The sequence below is a fragment of the Candidatus Viridilinea mediisalina genome (assembly GCF_002532535.1).
Classification (GTDB): Bacteria; Chloroflexota; Chloroflexia; order Chloroflexales; family Chloroflexaceae; genus Viridilinea; species Viridilinea mediisalina.
Map to the genome: position 1 here is coordinate 1 of NZ_NQWI01000044.1, position 16,059 is coordinate 16,059.

Below are 16,059 nucleotides of genomic sequence, written 5' to 3' on the forward strand. Positions count from 1 at the left end.
CCCCTGTTCTCTGTTCCCCTGTTCTCTGTTCCCCTGTTCTCTGTTCCCCTGTTCTCTGTTCCCCTGTTCCCCTGTTCTCTGTTCCCTGTACTTTAGGATCATCTCATGACCAACAATACAACTCCCCGGCCCGTAGATGCCAACTCGCTCTTCGTTGTGAGCGGCGGGGCGCGTGGTATTACGGCCAATTGTGTGGTGGGCATGGCCCGCCGCTTTCGCTGTGGTTTTATTCTGCTGGGGCGCTCGGCGGCGGGTGAGCCGCCCGCGTTTGTGGCGGAGTGTCCCGATGAGCCGGCCTTGATGCAGCGGATTGCCAAGGAGCTTGCCGCCCGGGGCGAGAAGGCGACGCCTGCGGTGATCCGGCGTGAGCTTGGTACGATCCAGGCGCAGCGCGAGATTGCCCATACGCTGGCGGAGATTCGTGCTGCCGGTGGCCGCGCTGAGTATCTGAGTGTGGATATTGCTGATGCTGCGGCGCTACGCAGCGCCTTGACCGATGCCCAAACGCGCCTTGGGCCGATTACCGGCCTCTTCCACGGCGCGGGTGTGCTGGCCGACCGGCGCATTGAGCAGAAGCGGGCCGCCGATTTTGATGCGGTCTTTACGCCGAAAATCATTGGCCTGCGTAATCTGCTGGCCTGCCTCGCGCCCGCCGATCTGCACCACCTGATCCTCTTCTCCTCGGCGGCGGGCTTCTACGGCAACCCGGGTCAGTCGGACTATGCGATGGCTAATGAAATCCTCAATCGGGTGGCACACCTGATCCAACGCGACGCCCCGGCCTGCCATACGGTCGCGCTGAACTGGGGGCCGTGGGATGCGGGCATGGTGACGCCTGCGCTCAAGGCGCTCTTTGCCGAACGGGGGATTCAGGTGATTCCGCTGGATGCGGGCGTGGCCCGTCTGGTGGACGAGTTGGAATTCCGTGCCGAGCGCCCGCCCCAGGTGTTGGTCGGCAGCCCCTTGGCCCCGCCGCCGGAGCCCTACAGCGGCCCGTTGCGGACGTGGCGCATTCGCCGTAGGCTCACCCAGGAGGATAACCCCTTCCTCCAGGATCATATGATTGGCATCCATGCGGTTCTGCCTGCAACATGCGGCATGGCCTGGATGATCCATGGCTGCGAGCAGTTGCTGCCCGGCTACCACTTCGCCCGCGCCGAGAACTACCAAGTGCTCAAGGGGATTGTCTTTGATGAGAGCCTCGCCCCGGAATATGTGCTGACCATTCGTGAGACGGAGCGCGATGCGACGGCGGGGACGTTGACGCTGGAGGCGACGGTGAGCAGCGAGGGTGAGAAGCGTCCGCGCTACCACTACCGTGCTCGCCTGATTCTGCGTCATGGCCGCCGTGCCGCTGCGCCGCAGATCGAGCAGATGGATCTGCGCGAGCGCCAGCCAACGCCGGGGGCCGAGTTGTACGCCAAAGGCACCCTCTTCCACGGGCCGCGCTTCCGCGGCGTCGAACACGTCTTAAGCAGCGATGCCAATGGTCTCACCATGCGCTGTCAGATGCCCGAAGTGAGCGACCGCGACCAAGGGCAGTTTCCGGTGCGCTCATTCGACCCCTACCTAGCCGATGTGCAATTCCAGAGCCTTGTGATCTGGGCCTGGCAGCACCACGGCGCGGCGAGCCTACCGTTGAGCAACGCGGTCGGCGAACTCTACGCCACCCCGCAGCCGGGCGCAACCTTCTACGTAACCATGAAGGTACGCTCCAACAGCGACTACCGCATGCTCGCCGACCTGATCGCCCACGATGCCGACGGGCGCATCTATTTGCGCCTTGAGGGCGCAGAGGTGGCAATCAGCCAGCACCTAAACCGTCTCTTCAACCCGGCTGCAGCGTAGGATTTATGGGAGAACCAGGTTCTCCCATGCCCTCGCTGGTGTGTACGGGAGAACCAGGTTCTCTGTTCACCTGTTCTCTGTTCACCTGTTCACCTGTTCCTCTGTTCTCTGTTCTCTGTTCACCTGTTCCTCTGTTCCTCTGTTCACCTGTTCCTCTGTTCACCTGTTCTCTGTTCACCTGTTCACCTGTTCCTCTGTTCTCTGTTCACCTGTTCGGAGTTCCCCCTTGACAGAACCAATAGCAATTGTCGGCATGGCATGCCTCTTTCCGGGCGCGAGCTCGCTTGGGGAGTTTTGGCAGAATCTTGTCGCTGGGCGTGATAGCACTTCGCTGGCGACGTTTGAGCAGATGGGGATTGATCCGCTGCTGCTCTTTGATCCGGCGAAGGGCAAACGTGACCGCTACTATGCGCTGCGCGGCGGTTTTGTGCAGGCGCCGCCGTTTGATCCGACTGGCTTCCAGTTGCCGCCTGAACACCTCGCCGAACTCGATAAGCTCTATGCATGGACGCTGCGCGTGACCCGTGAGGCGCTGGCTGATGGCGGCGTCTTTGGCGATCTTGATGCGCTGAGGCGCTGCGGAATAGTGCTGGGTAACCTCTCCTTCCCGACCCACGCTTCGCAACGCTTGCTTGCGCCGATCTACCGGCGGGCGGTGGAGCAGGGCTTGGCCCAGTTGGCGGGCTGGCCGGTGGCGCTCGATCCGGCGATCTTTGCGGCGCCAGGTGCCGCCCGTGATGCGGCAATTTCGGCTGGCCCTGCCGCGCTTGCGGCGCAGGCGTTGGGCTTGCGCGGCGGCTGGATGGCCCTCGACGCCGCCTGTGCCTCGTCGCTCTATGCGCTCAAGTTGGCCTGCACCCAGTTGCAACTGGGCAAGGCCGACCTGATGCTGGCCAGTGCGGTGAGTGCCGCCGATGCGCTCTTTATCCATATGGGCTTTTCGATCTTCCAAGCCTACCCCGAAGGGGGCACGAGTGCGCCCTTTGAGCGCGAATCGCGTGGGCTGACCTCGGGCGAAGGGGCGGGTGCGCTGCTGCTCAAGCGCTACAGCGACGCTGTGCGCGATGGCAACAAGATCTATGCGCTCATTCGAGGCATCGGCTGGTCGAACGACGGCGCGGGCAAACATGTACTCGTACCCAACCCCAAAGGCCAACTGCTGGCCTACGAACGCGCCTATGCTGAAGCGGGCCTTGCGCCCAGTGACACGGCCTACATCGAGTGCCACGCGACCGGCACGCCCGTTGGCGATACTGTTGAACTCCAGACCATCGAGCAGTTCTTTGGTCAACGTGGCCACCTCCCGCTGCTCGGCTCGGTCAAATCCAACTTTGGCCACATGCTCACCGCCGCCGGCATGGCGGGCGTGATGAAGGTCGCGTTGAGCATGGCCCACAACCAGATTCCGCCGACCATTGGCATCACAACGCCCCTCGCCAGCCCCTCGGGCGCGGTCGGCCCACAGCAGATCGTGCGGAGCGCACAGCCCTGGCCCAGCAGCCACCCGAACCAGGCAGCAGTGAGCGCCTTCGGCTTTGGGGGTACCAATGCTCACCTGGTGTTGGAGCGGGTTGGGCAGGGGCTTCGGCAAGCTCAGCCAACGGGCGACAAGAGCGACGCCCGTGGGCTTCGGCAAGCTCAGCCAACGAGTGCAGGCGACGCCCGTGGGCTTCGGCAAGCTCAGCCAGCGGGCAACAAGAGCGACACCCGTTGGCTGAGCCTGTCGAAGCCAACGAGTGCAGGCGACGCCCGTGGGCTTCGACAAGCTCAGCCAACGAGCCTGTCGAAGCCAGCGCCTCATCCCCCCCTCGCCATCATCGGCATGGGCGCCTGCTTCGGCCCGTGGCAGAGCCTGAATGAATTTGAGCAGGCGCTCGTCGCTGGTGAGCAGGCGTTTGGCCCGCTGCCCGCGACGCGCTGGAAGGGGTGTGAGCAGGATGGCGATCTCTTGCGTGCCTATGGCCTAGCCGAGGGCGTTGCGCCTGCCGGTAGCTACATCGAGCGCTTCACGATTGACAGCCTGCGCTACAAGATTCCGCCCGCTGCGGGCGATCAGCCCATTCCGCAGCAGTTGCTCATTCTCAAGGTGGCCGACGAGGCGCTGCGCGATGCTGGTATGCAGCCGGGGGGCAATGTGGCGGTGCTGGTGGCGATGGAGGCGGAACTGGCCGTCCATCAGTTTCGTGCCCGTGTAGATATGGTCTGGCAACTGCCCGCTGCGCTTGAGCAGGCGGGGATTCATTTGCAGCCGACAGAGTTGGCGCAGCTTGAAGATGCGATCAAGGCGACGCTCAACGATCCGGCGCAGGTGAACCAGTACACCAGCTTTATTGGCAACCTGATGGCCTGCCGCATCGCTGCGCTCTGGGACTTTAGCGGCCCGGCCTTTACGATTGCCGCCGAGGAGTGCGGTGTCTTCCGCGCCCTGGAGATCGCCCAAGAACTCCTGGCGGCAGGCAGCGTCGAGGCGGTCGTGGTGGGCGCAGTGGACCTTGCGGGCGGCGTGGAGCGCGTGCTCACCCGCAGCATCGTGAGTCCCGTCGGCAGCGGTGTGGGCCACGCTGATTCGGTCACTGGCTGGCTCGTCGGCGAGGGGGCGGGTGCAATTGTGCTGCGTCGCCACAATGCCGAGAGCGAAGCCGAGCAGCGCATCTACGCAACCCTCGATTCCCTGGCGCTGCTGACGCAGCAAGCGGGCGAGAACGCGGCCCAGGTGGTAGCGCGGGCAGCCCTGAGCGCCTTGCAAGCCGCAGGCGTGCCCCCGACCCATGTGGGTGCGTTGGAACTCTGGGCCAGCGGCGTAGCCACCGAGGATACCGCCGAGATCGCTGGGTTAGCGCAGGTCTATGGTGCAAACGAAGCGAGCCAAAAGGTCGCCCTGACCTGCGCCGTTGGTTCAGCCAAGGCCAACATCGGCCACGCCCAAGCCGCCGCCGGCATCGCCAGCCTCATTCGCGCCGCGCTCAGCCTGCACGGGCGCATCCAGCTTGGCGTACCCGGCTGGCACGCCCCGCGTGAAGCGGCGCTCTGGGCAACCACCCCCTTCTACGTCCCGCACGATACACGCCCCTGGATGGCCCCGCGTGCTATGCGCCGCTGCGCCGCCGTCAATGCCTTGGGCAGCGGTGGGCTGGTGGCGCATGCGGTGTTGGGGGAAGTGGGACGGCTACCGGGGAGGCAGAATGAACCTGTCGGTCATCACCCCCTCTCCCGCAACGCGGGAGAGGGGGCAGGGGGTGAGGGCCACCCTGGGTACTCCCAAAACCCGTCAGCAGGGGGTGAGGGCCGCCCTGGGCACGCCCAGAACCCATCGGCCCTCCCCCCCGCTCCCACAACGTGGGAGATGCGTCGCCCTGCCCTTCGACAAGCTCAGGGATCGCTTGCCGAAGGGGGGCCGGGGGGTGAGGGCCGTCCCGCCCCGCCCCTCGACCTGCGCGCCCGCCAGCGGCTGCCGGTCTTGATCCCCTTGGCGGCCAATGAGCTCACGGCGCTGCAAGGGCTGTTGGATGAACTGGAGGCTGCGGTGCAGGCCGGGCAGCCGTTGGAGGCGGTGCAGCGCGATGCGATCAGCGCATGGAATGAAGCGCGTGGCGCACGCCATACGCTGGCGCTGGTGGCCAATACGCCCAACGATCTGCTGCGTGAGCTTGGTTTGGCGCGCAAGGCGCTGCCGGGCGTGATTGCTACAGGTCGCTCGTGGGAGACGCCGGGCGGCAGTGCGTTCACGGCGCGCCCCTTGGGCTTGCGCGGCGAAGTGGCGCTGGTCTACCCGGGGGCCTTTACGAGCTACGCGGGGCTGGGGCGCACGCTGCTGCCCAGTTTCCCCGGCTTGCACGAGGTACTCGAACGGGCCGCCTCGCGCCCTGATGCGGCGATTGGTGCCCACCGGCTCTACCTGCGCCAGCAGACGCGCCCCAACGAGGCCGATTTGGAGCGGCAGAAGCTGCGGCTGCGTGGTGATACCACTAGCCTGATGGCGGCGGGAGTCGGTTTTGCCACCCTCTTCACCACGCTGCTGCGCGAAGGCTTTGGCCTGCGCCCCGGCTGCGCTCTGGGCTACAGCATGGGCGAGTCGACCATGCAGTGGGCTTTGGGCGTCTGGCGCGATGGCGATGAGGTGATGCGCCGCTTGGCCACATCGCCCGTCTTTACCCAACGACTCGTCGGCCAGCGCACGGCGGCCCGTGACTACCTGGGCCTTGGGGCGGAGGGCGACGACGACTTCTGGCATGTCTACGTGGTGCGTGCGCCGGTCGAGCGGGTGCGCGAACGGCTGCGCGGCGAGCGCCAACTCTTTTTGACCCATGTGAATACGCCCAATGAAGTCGTCTTGGCGGGCTTGGCAACGGCCTTGCCGCCGGTACTGGCCGATCTCGGCGGCGAGAGCTTCCGGGCGCCCTTTGGCGCGGTGATGCACTGCCCGCCGGTGGAGGCCGATTTTGCCGATCTCGTCACCTTCCACCACATGCCGGTGGCCGACGTGCCGCCCTTGCGCCTCTACACCGCCGCCCACTATGGGGTGGGCGAGGTGAACAGCGACGCGATCGCGCACAACATCGCCCGCGCCGTCTGCCAGCCGGTAGACTTCCCGCGCCTCTTGGAGCGCGCCTACGCCGATGGGGCGCGCATCTTCTTGGAGCTTGGGCCGGGCAACAGTTGCACCCGCTGGATCGGCGAGTGCTTTGCGGGCCGTGAGCATCTGGCGCTGGCGATTGCCCGGCGCGGCGCCGACGAGCGGCTGACGCTGGTGCAACTCCTGGCGCGCCTCGTGGCTCATCAGGTGCCGCTCGATCTCTGGGCGCTGCTGCGCCCCAATGCCGTCCAAGCGCCCAGCGGACGCAGCCTCATGCGCCCCATCGTTGTCGGCGGCCCTGGCATCACCGCGAGCATCGCCAGTGACACGCATCGTCAGATGGTCGCGGCGGGCCGTGGTGCGCCGCCCGATCCGCTGCCCGTGCCGGTGCCGCTCGTTGCGCCGCGTGGGTTGGTTGCCGCCAAAGAGCGCATAGAGGCGCAAGAGAACTACGCTGTCATCGCCCCCTCTCCCACGTTGTGGGAGAGGGGGCCGGGGGGTGAGGGCCACCCATCGCTCCCCCACAACCCACCATTGGTTGCCGCAAAAGAACGCATAGCGACGCAAGAAAATGATGCTGCCATCTCCCCCTCTCCCACAACGTGGGAGAGGGGGCCGGGGGGTGAGGGCCACCCGTCGCTCCCGAAAAGCCTACCCGCAGCACCTCAAACCCCTATCCTCCCCACCCATACCCCTCCAGAGGAGGTTCCTGCCTTGGTTGAAGATCTCCCCGCTCCCACCAACCACGCCGAACTACTTGCCGCCCGCGAGCGCACCATGCGCCAACTGCTTGGCAATGTTGAAGCGCTGCTCACAGACTCCCCCTCTCCCGCCACGCGGGAGAGGCGTTGCCCTGAGCTTGCCGAAGGGGGGCCGGTGGGTGAGGGCCACCCCTCAGCCCCCGCAAGCCCAGGGGGTGACGGCCACCCCGCGTCCGCCCAGAACCCCGACGTTATCTGGGACGAAGCGGCCCTCCTCGAGTTCGCTTGCGGCTCGATTGCTAAGGTCTTTGGGCCGGAGTATGCGGTGATCGATAGCTACCTGCGCCGGGTGCGTCTGCCGATGCCGCCCTATCTGCTCGTGAGCCGTGTGACCAAGCTCGACGCTGAGCGTGATCTCTATCGCCCGTGCAGTATTACCACTGAGTATGACATTCCGCGCGATGCCTGGTACTGTGTGGATGGCCAAGCGCCCTGGGCCGTTTCGGTCGAGTCGGGCCAGTGTGACCTGCTGCTCATCAGCTATTTGGGCATCGATTTTCAATGCAAGAGCGAACGGGTCTACCGTCTGCTCGACTGTACGCTCACCTTCCTCGATGATCTGCCTAAGGCGGGTGAGACGCTGCGCTACGATATTAAGATCAATTCGTTTGCGCGCAACGGCGACACGCTGCTCTTCTTCTTTAGCTATGAGTGTTTTGTTGAAGAGCGCATGGTGCTGAAGATGGACGGCGGTTGCGCCGGCTTCTTCTCCGACGGCGAGTTGGCCGGTGGGCGCGGCGTGATTGACAATGAGCGTGATCTCAAGGAGCGCCGTGCGGCTATCGTGCAGCACTTCAACGCCCCGCTGCGCACGCCGCGTACCAGTTTGAGCTACGAAGATCTCTTGCGCCTCAGTGCGGGCGACGTGGCGGGCTGCTTCGGCCCCGCCTACGACCAGCGCGGTCTGAATCCTTCGTTGCGCCTGCCGCCGCCCGCCATGCTCATGATTGACCGCGTGACCAGCATGGATCCGCAGGGTGGCGCGTGGGGCTTGGGCCTGATTGTGGCCGAGAAGGAGCTCCGCCCCGACCACTGGTACTTCCCGTGCCACTTCAAGGATGACGAGGTACTGGCCGGATCGCTCATGGCCGAAGGCTGCGGTCAACTGCTACAGTGCTACATGCTCGCCCTGGGCATGCAGAGCCACACCATGGACGCCCGCTTCCAGCCCATCTTCGGCCTGCCGCAGCAGGTGCGCTGTCGCGGCCAGGTGACCCCCGCGAATAGCCTGATGGTCTACCGCATGGAGATCACCGGCATCGAGATGGAACCTGTGCCGCTGGCGCGGGCGATTGTGGACATTCTGGTTGATGATCGCATCGTGGTGCGCTTCAACGATCTCGGTTTGCAGTTGCGCGAGAAGGAACCGGCGCTGCAACCGCCCGCGCAGCGTGCGACACGCCCCGCCCTGACGGAGCCGGTGCTCTGCAACGAGCAGCAGATCAGCGAATTCGCCACCGGCTCCCTCGTCGCCTGCTTCGGCCCCGACTACGCGATCTACGACGGGCGGCGCGCCCCGCGCACGCCCAACAGCGAGTTGCAATTGATCAGCCGCATCGTCAGCGTAGATGGCGTGCGCGGCGAACCGCGTGCGGGCGCGAGCCTGATCAGCGAGTATGACGTGCCGGTCAACCCCTGGTTCTGCCACCAGAACAGCTACCCCGAGACACCCTACAGCGTCCTGATGGAGTTGGGCCTCCAGCCCTGCGGCTTCCTCTCGGCCTGGCTCGGCTCGACGCTGCCCTTCGCGGAGCACGATCTCTACTTCCGCAACCTTGACGGCACGGGGCAGCTTGTGCGCCCAGTGGATCTGCGCGGCAAAACGTTGCGTAACCGCGTCACCATGCGCTCCTCAACGGCAATTGATGGCGTAATCATCCAGAAGTTCGACTACGCCCTGGAGTGTGACGGCGAACCCTGCTTCGTCGGCGATGCCGCCTTCGGCTACTTCACCAAAGCGGCCCTGGCGAAACAGGTAGGACTCGATGGCGGACGCGAGACCCAGCCGTGGCTCAGTGAAGCGCCGGGCCAGCCGGTCGTCACCTTAGAGCTTGGCGATCCCGCGCAGCCGCTCTACCGCGCCGCGCCGGGACGCATCCACGAACGGCTGCCCGTGGGCCACTTCCACCTGCTCGATCGCGTCAAGCTCGTTGCGGGCGGCGGCAAACATGGCCAGGGCTACGTCTACGGCGAGCGCATGGTAGACCCGCAGGACTGGTTCTTCCGCTGCCACTTCCACCAAGACCCGGTGATGCCCGGTTCGCTCGGTGTCGAAGCGATGCTACGGGCGCTGCAAGCCTACGCGCTGCACAACGGCCTCGGGCGCGAGTTCGCCTCACCGCACCTAGCAGTGCCGCACGGCCCACGCTGCGTCTGGAAATATCGCGGCCAGATCGCCTCGCCCACCGTACCCACCACCATGCGCCTTGAGTTGCACATCACCCGCAGCGAGCGCACCAGTGACGGGCTGCTCATCGTTGCCGAAGGCAGCCTCTGGCGCGACTCCTTGCGCATCTACCATGTGAAGGATCTGGCGCTGGCCGTCGTAGGGTAGGGGGATGTGGGGGAACCAAGTTCCCCCACGCCCCCTCTTACGCTATTCGGTGTGCGTGAGGCCGCGATCTGGCTCGTCGCCGCTACCCAACGTCAGCAACTCACCCACGCTCCCTGGCCGAATGGGCTGGGGCTGGCTGGACTGTTGGCGCTTGGCTTTGGGGTCTGGTTCCCGCTGACCGGCTCGGCAACGCCGACCACACCAGGGTGGCGCCACGAGCACGCAATCCCGGCACTTGGGCGTGCGCACCTGGCAGGCGGCCTGGCGGTCGCCGCGCTTACCTGGTGCAGGCCCTTACGTTGTTGCACATGGGGCTTCCTCCGCCCACAGAACCAGTCCCGGATCGGTCGCGTGGCGGGTACGCAGCGCGTGAGATGCCGCTATGCTTAAGCCATAGCCTTGCGGTCTGGATCGCGTTGGCAACACGAAGAATTGAGAATGCCCGTGGAAAAACGCTCGTACACCTACGCGCAATTAGGCATGTTGATCGGCACCTGTATCGGTAGCGGCCTGAGCGTCTTGCTCTTGAGTAACACCGGGAATGCCGTGTACCTGATCATCGCCGGGGCCAGAACCGCAATTGGGCTCGTGTTGGGGGCTGGCATCGACAAATACCAAAAAGCTTGAAACCATGCGTCCTATCCACCATCCGCCCACGACGCCACCGCTTGCGCCTGCTGGGATGACCATTGATGCAGCCCAGCGTGAAATGCGCACGGCCTTCCTAGGCGGCTTTGGCGGCCAATTCGTCGCCGGGCTGATCTGGCTGGTCGCCGCAGCCCTGGGGAGTTGGTTCGCCCCGATCTATGGCATGGCGGCACTCTTCTTCGGCAGCATGGCGATCTTCCCGCTGACCCAGTTCGTCGTTCGGCTGTTGGGGCGGCCTGGTGCGGTCAGCCCGACGAATGGGCTCTGGGCGCTCGGTGCCCAGACAGCCTTCACCGTGCCACCGAGTTTCTTGCTCGTTGGCGCGGCCACGCTCTACCAGATGCACTGGTTCTTCCCGGCGGCGATGATCGTGGTCGGCGTCCACTACCTCCCTTTCATCACGCTCTACGGCATGCGCATGTTCGGGGCGCTAGCAATTGTGCTGGTCGTGGCAGGGGCTGGGCTAGGACTCTACGGACCGCCGCTGTTCAGTCTGGGCGGCTGGGTGACGGGTGCGGTGCTGCTCGGCTTCGCCTTCCTGGGTCGTCACTTCGTCCTGCAGGAAGAGCGGCAGGGGTAATACCAATTGCGATTGAATTGTCCGCATTATCGTCATGCTGAGCGCAGCGAAGCATCTCTTTGCGTGACGAAGAGAGACCCTTCGCTGCGCTCAGGGTGACAATGCGATAGGCTCAATAGTAAATGGTATTACAGTTGGAGTGCCGACTTCAGTCGGCATCCCATGACAATCTACGACCCCAGCCGACTAAAGTCGGCACTCCATCGGAGACTAAACTGTAAAGTAACTATGAACCATGTCTAAGAGGCTGCCTGAAAAGTCGGTCGCTACGCGGTGGAGTGCCGGCTTTAGCCGGCTAAAGCCGGCACTCCACCGCGTGCCACGTAGCATGGCATGGCACTGAGACCCTTTTCAGACAGCCTCTAAGGAGCCAGCCCATGTTCGTCAATCTTTTCGGCTGGTTGTTGGCCATTGCGGCGGCGGCAACCAGCGTTGCCATGATCGTGATGGGTGGGCGCTGGCAGCGCATCGAGGCGGCGGCTTACGCGGGCGAGCGGCGCCCCTGGTGGTTCATCATCATCGCGGTGCTGCTGATTGGGCTCTACCTGGCGGCACTGTTCAGCTTCATCGCTGGCCCCAAAACCTGGGCTGGCTGGTTGCTGATCATCCTGATTCCGGTAGGCTGGGGCTTGAAGGCGGCGTTGGTGGTCTTCAACCCGCAGGGACGCCAGGCAGTCTCAGCGATCGCGGGTGATGCGAACTGGGTACGCGTGGGCCTGGCCCGCCTGCCCATCGCGGTCGTTCTGGCGCTGCTGGCCTGGTTTGCATGAGCCTGGTGGGAGGGTGTGGGAGAGCCTTGGCCCTCCCTCGCACCACAATCATTGTAGTGCGCCAAGCAGAACGAGAGGTGCCTCATGTACTATCGGATCATCCGCAACGATATACGCCGGAATAAAGCGGTCACGCTCACCACCATGCTCTTTGTCGCGGCGGCGGCCCTGCTGGTGGCACTGGCAGCCATCCTCGTCGTCAATCTTGTCGGCGCGCTTGATACGCTCATGACACGGGCGAAAACGCCGCATTTCATGCAGATGCACGCGGGCGAGCTGGATCAAGACCGTATGGCGACCTTTGTGGCCCAGAATGACGCGATTGCCGCGTTTCAGGTGCTGGAATTCCTCAACGTAGACGGTGCGCAGCTTGTATTTCCAACCCGATCGCTTGCAGGGAGCATGCAGGATAACGGCTTCGCGGTGCAGGGCGAACACTTCGATTATCTGCTCGACTTGGACGGCAACATCATCCAGGTTGCCGATGGGGAACTCTACGTCCCGCTCACCTACATGCAGGATGGCACCGCCAGGGTTGGCGACACGGTGCGTGTTGCTGGGCACACCTTCATCGTCGCCGGGCCGCTGCGCGACTCGCAGATGCAACCGATGCTCTCGTCGTCCAAGCGCTTTCTGGTGAGCACCAACGACTTTGCGGCGCTCAAGCCGTTCGGCAACGTAGAATACCTGATTGAGTTCAGGCTGCATGACATGGATGGGCTGGGCGCATTCGCGAGCGCCTACACTGCTGCAGGTCTGGAGGCGAATGGCCCGACTCTCACCTACCCCCTATTCAGATTGGTGAACGGTCTTTCCGACGGGCTGATGATTGCGGTAATCCTCCTGCTTAGCGCGTTGGTGCTTGCGATCGCGTTCCTGTGTATCCGCTTCACGCTGCTGGCCAAGATCGAGGATGACTACCGCGAGATCGGTGTGATGAAAGCCATCGGGCTGCGGGTTGGCGACATCAAACAGATCTACCTAGCAAGCTACGCCGCGCTGGCGGCGGCAGGCTGCCTCCTTGGCTTGGGCCTCTCCCTGGTCTTTCACGACCCGCTGCTCGCCAACATCCGGCTGTACATGGGCGCAAGCGCGAACGCCGCCCTCGCCCCGCTTTTGGGCATGATCAGCGTATTGCTGGTGTTCCTAGCTATCCTGATGTACGTCCAGCACGTGCTGAACCGCTTTCGGCAGATCTCCCCGGCGGAAGCCATGCGCTTCGGCGGCGCCCAAGAACAATCCAGCGGGGGCAAATACTTCCGCCTGAGTGTGAACAAGTTGCTAGGGGTCAATCTATTCCTGGGCATGAAAGACGTGCTCGCCCGTAAAACGCTCTACGCCACTATGCTGACTGTGCTGGTGCTGGCGACGTTCATGACCATCGTTCCACAGAATTTGTACCATACCATCGCCGCCAAAAGCTTTATCACCTACATGGGAGTCGGCAACAGCGATCTGCGCCTTGATCTTCAGCAGACTGACAACATCTCCGGCAAAGCAGCGGACATCGCCGCCGTGATGGAACATGACGACGCCATCGCCCGCTTTGGCGTGCTCACCACCAAAACCTTCCACGCCAGGCTGGCCGACGGCGCAGAGCAACCGTTGCTGGTCGAACTGGGCGACCATACGCTCTTCCCACTGACCTATGCCGCCGGGCGGGCGCCCGTCGCCGACGATGAAATTGCGCTCTCGGTACTGAACGCCGATGATCTGGGCCTCACAGTTGGTGCTGTCCTGCCGGTGCTGATCGCGGGGCAGGAGCGAGCGCTCACGGTGTGCGGTATCTACTCCGATGTGACCAATGGCGGCAAAACGGCCAAAGCGGCGTTCACCGACGCTGATGCCGCGACCATGTGGAGCGTGATCAGCGCGGAGTTGGTTGATCCATCCCTGGTTGACGCAACCGTCGCCGCCTACGCAGACCAGTTCACGTTTGCCAAGGTCACGGGACTAGAGGGCTATATCACGCAGACCTACGGCGCGACCATCAGGGCCATCGGCCAGGCTGCCTTGGTCGCTGCGGGCGTGGCGCTCACGCTCAGCGTGCTGATCACCCTGCTGTTTATGCGCATGCTGGTCGCGAAAGACCGCTACGCAATTGCCGTCATGAAGGCGTTCGGTTTCACGAATGCGGACATTCAGGCGCAGTACCTCGCCCGCTCAGTCTGCATCCTGAGCATCGGCATCGTGCTCGGCACGCTCCTGGCCAACACGCTGGGCGAAGCGCTGGCGGGCGCGGTGATCGGCTCTTTTGGTGCCACATCGTTCGCGTTCGTGATCAATCCCTGGCTGGCCTACCTGCTCAGTCCGCTGCTAATGGGCGTGGCGACCCTAGGCGCGACCATCGCCGGTGTATGGGACGCGGGACAGATCAGCATCGCGGAGCACATCAAGGAGTAATACCAAATCCGATAGCCGATAGCCGATAGCTGAAAGCCGAGCATGGCATCTCAATGCGCTAGATTGTCATTGGGCATGCGGCATGCTCAATGGTAATTGGTATAATACTAGATGGCCTTGAGCAGGTCGCATACCTATCGCTGCCCGATCACACGGGAGCGCCATGCACGCCAGTCCACAATCCAAAATCTGCAATCTGAAATGGAGGAACCTATGCAGCCGATCATGGTTGGCGCAAACATCGTCAAATCCTTTGGCGCGGGCACCGAGCGGCGCAATGTACTCGACGGCGTCTCGGTGAGGATCAACGCAGGCGAATTCGTGGCGATCATGGGGCCATCAGGTTCAGGTAAATCAACCTTGCTGTTTGCCTTGAGCGGCATGGATAGCATTGACAGCGGCAGCATCATGTTTGATGGCGTAGATCTCGCGCGGCTGAGCGACAACGAACTGGCCGATCTCCGTCGGCGCAAGATGGGCTTTGTCTTCCAGCAGCCGACGTTGCTACGCAACCTGAATGTACTCGACAACATCATGCTGCCCTCTATGCGCGATAACCGGAAAAACGTCGCGCAGATCCGGGCCAAAGCCAAGGCTTTGATGCAACAGACCGCGATTGAGGAGCTGGAAACGCGTGAGATTACCCAGGCTTCAGGCGGGCAACTACAGCGGGTGGGCATCTGCCGTGCGCTGATGAGTGACCCACAGATGATCTTCGGTGATGAGCCAACCGGTGCCTTGAACTCAAGCTCGGCCAACGAGATCATGGCCCTGCTGGCGGACATCCATCGCACCGGCACGAGCATCCTGCTGGTCACCCACGACGTTAGTGTGGCCGCACAAACCGAACGGGTGCTGTTCATCTTCGATGGCCAGATCGCTGGCGAGTACCGGCCAGGCCCCTACGATGCAGCGCGTGACGACCTGAAAACCCGTGCCGAGGCTCTCACGGTATGGCTGGCCACCATGCAATTCTGAGCTTATTCGGAGGCCTCCGAATAAGCGTCGTAAGCCACAGGGATTGCCAACGGTTTCGCCATTGGTGCGCAAACTCAGTCGCGTGTGAGGGCTGGGATTAGCCCTGAGCCTGACCGGTCTATGCGGGCTTCCGAACCCCGCATGCGTGCTGCTGTTTGATGAAACCTTCAACAACCACGTCATGCCGCAGTGCAACAAGCGCAATGAAGTGCTCTTGGGCCAGTAGGCGCTGCATATAGGCTTGACTTGGCCGTTGTCCACTGTAGGTCTCTACGTTGCCATAGACTACTGGTGTTGGCTTTGCCCTATCTGCCGCAACAGACGGTAACTCACCCTGATGCTGTGGTAGGTAGATCCGAAACGTGGTGCCCCTGCCCGGTTCGCTATAGGCATGCACGAAGCCGTGGTTCTGCCTGACCACGCCGTACACCGTGGCCAACCCCAAGCCCGTGCCCCTACCCTGTGCCTTCGTGGTGAAGAATGGCTCAAAAGCGTACTTGAGGGTCTCTTCGTCCATGCCGTGGCCGTTATCGCTCACTGCCAAGAGGACATAAGCACCAGGCGTAACCTCGGCATGATGGGCGCAATATGCCTCGTCAAAGATCGCCATATCTGTCTCAATCGTCACCCGCCCCACGTCCGCAATAGCATCGCGGGCGTTGACACAGAGATTGGCCAGAATCTGGTCGATCTGGGAGGGGGCCATATCCTTTTGCCAACTCACGCGCAGGTTTTCACGCCGCAGTTCAAGCGTCATTGGAAGCTTTCCTTCGCTTGTGCTACCTTATACCTCCATAGATATTATCATAATCTGCTGGTAGGTAATCTGTCAGCAACCCAAAAACCACGCGGTGTAGGGGCACGGCGACGCCGTGCCCCTACACCGCGTTCCTTTTGCGCTATTGCCCATCCACTCTTGCGATCACCCTAGTTAACACTCAATC

At 63.2% G+C, this 16,059-nt stretch carries 9 protein-coding genes; 7 read left to right on the top strand and 2 right to left on the bottom strand.

The window, feature by feature from the left end; genetic code table 11:
* Positions 1 to 105: 105 nt before the first annotated feature.
* The 3 genes from CJ255_RS11015 to CJ255_RS11025 all read left to right on the top strand — a co-directional run bounded on the left by CJ255_RS11015 (position 106) and on the right by CJ255_RS11025 (position 10,126).
* The gene (locus CJ255_RS11015; RefSeq protein WP_097644154.1) at positions 106 to 1,848 is read left to right on the top strand and encodes an SDR family NAD(P)-dependent oxidoreductase; all 1,743 of its coding nucleotides are present in this window, start codon (positions 106 to 108) and stop codon (positions 1,846 to 1,848) included.
* A gap of 226 nt (positions 1,849 to 2,074) precedes the next feature.
* Entirely contained in the window at positions 2,075 to 9,736 is a 7,662-nt protein-coding gene (locus CJ255_RS11020) for a beta-ketoacyl synthase N-terminal-like domain-containing protein (RefSeq protein ID WP_124681907.1), read from the top strand.
* 6 nt (positions 9,737 to 9,742) lie between these two features.
* A complete protein-coding gene (locus CJ255_RS11025; RefSeq protein WP_097644156.1) occupies positions 9,743 to 10,126 on the top strand; it encodes a hypothetical protein in 384 nt (127 codons plus the stop codon).
* 84 nt (positions 10,127 to 10,210) lie between these two features.
* Here CJ255_RS11025 and CJ255_RS23530 read toward each other — a convergent pair whose 3' ends face one another.
* Complete coding sequence (locus CJ255_RS23530) at positions 10,211 to 10,369, bottom strand: hypothetical protein (RefSeq protein WP_165774669.1); 159 nt, start codon at positions 10,367 to 10,369, stop codon at positions 10,211 to 10,213.
* Between CJ255_RS23530 and CJ255_RS11035 the strand changes: the two genes are divergently transcribed.
* The 4 genes from CJ255_RS11035 to CJ255_RS11050 all read left to right on the top strand — a co-directional run bounded on the left by CJ255_RS11035 (position 10,368) and on the right by CJ255_RS11050 (position 15,115).
* A complete protein-coding gene (locus CJ255_RS11035) occupies positions 10,368 to 10,964 on the top strand; it encodes a DUF7010 family protein (protein ID WP_097644158.1) in 597 nt (198 codons plus the stop codon). The genes CJ255_RS23530 and CJ255_RS11035 overlap by 2 nt on opposite strands.
* A gap of 377 nt (positions 10,965 to 11,341) precedes the next feature.
* Positions 11,342 to 11,734, top strand: a complete 393-nt coding sequence (locus CJ255_RS11040) for a hypothetical protein (RefSeq protein ID WP_097644159.1) — start codon at positions 11,342 to 11,344, stop codon at positions 11,732 to 11,734.
* Positions 11,735 to 11,818: 84 nt separating this feature from the next.
* Complete coding sequence (locus CJ255_RS11045) at positions 11,819 to 14,137, top strand: ABC transporter permease (RefSeq protein WP_097644160.1); 2,319 nt, start codon at positions 11,819 to 11,821, stop codon at positions 14,135 to 14,137.
* A 213-nt stretch (positions 14,138 to 14,350) separates the two neighbouring features.
* The gene (locus CJ255_RS11050; RefSeq protein WP_097644161.1) at positions 14,351 to 15,115 is read left to right on the top strand and encodes an ABC transporter ATP-binding protein; all 765 of its coding nucleotides are present in this window, start codon (positions 14,351 to 14,353) and stop codon (positions 15,113 to 15,115) included.
* A gap of 118 nt (positions 15,116 to 15,233) precedes the next feature.
* On the opposite strand, the gene CJ255_RS25045 is transcribed toward CJ255_RS11050, so the two are convergent.
* Positions 15,234 to 15,872 (bottom strand): ATP-binding protein, encoded by a 639-nt coding sequence (locus CJ255_RS25045; RefSeq protein ID WP_097644162.1) that lies wholly within the window; start codon positions 15,870 to 15,872, stop codon positions 15,234 to 15,236.
* Positions 15,873 to 16,059 lie beyond the last annotated feature (187 nt).

What these genes read in the sequence shown, in the direction of transcription:
- CJ255_RS11015 (WP_097644154.1), top strand. Translation starts at nt 106, where the DNA reads ATGACCAACAATACAACTCCCCGGCCCGTAGATGCCAACTCGCTCTTC.
- CJ255_RS11035 (WP_097644158.1), top strand. Translation starts at nt 10,368, where the DNA reads ATGCGTCCTATCCACCATCCGCCCACGACGCCACCGCTTGCGCCTGCT.
- CJ255_RS23530 (WP_165774669.1), bottom strand. Translation starts at nt 10,369, where the DNA reads ATGGTTTCAAGCTTTTTGGTATTTGTCGATGCCAGCCCCCAACACGAG.
- CJ255_RS11040 (WP_097644159.1), top strand. Translation starts at nt 11,342, where the DNA reads ATGTTCGTCAATCTTTTCGGCTGGTTGTTGGCCATTGCGGCGGCGGCA.
- CJ255_RS11045 (WP_097644160.1), top strand. Translation starts at nt 11,819, where the DNA reads ATGTACTATCGGATCATCCGCAACGATATACGCCGGAATAAAGCGGTC.
- CJ255_RS11050 (WP_097644161.1), top strand. Translation starts at nt 14,351, where the DNA reads ATGCAGCCGATCATGGTTGGCGCAAACATCGTCAAATCCTTTGGCGCG.
- CJ255_RS25045 (WP_097644162.1), bottom strand. Translation starts at nt 15,872, where the DNA reads ATGACGCTTGAACTGCGGCGTGAAAACCTGCGCGTGAGTTGGCAAAAG.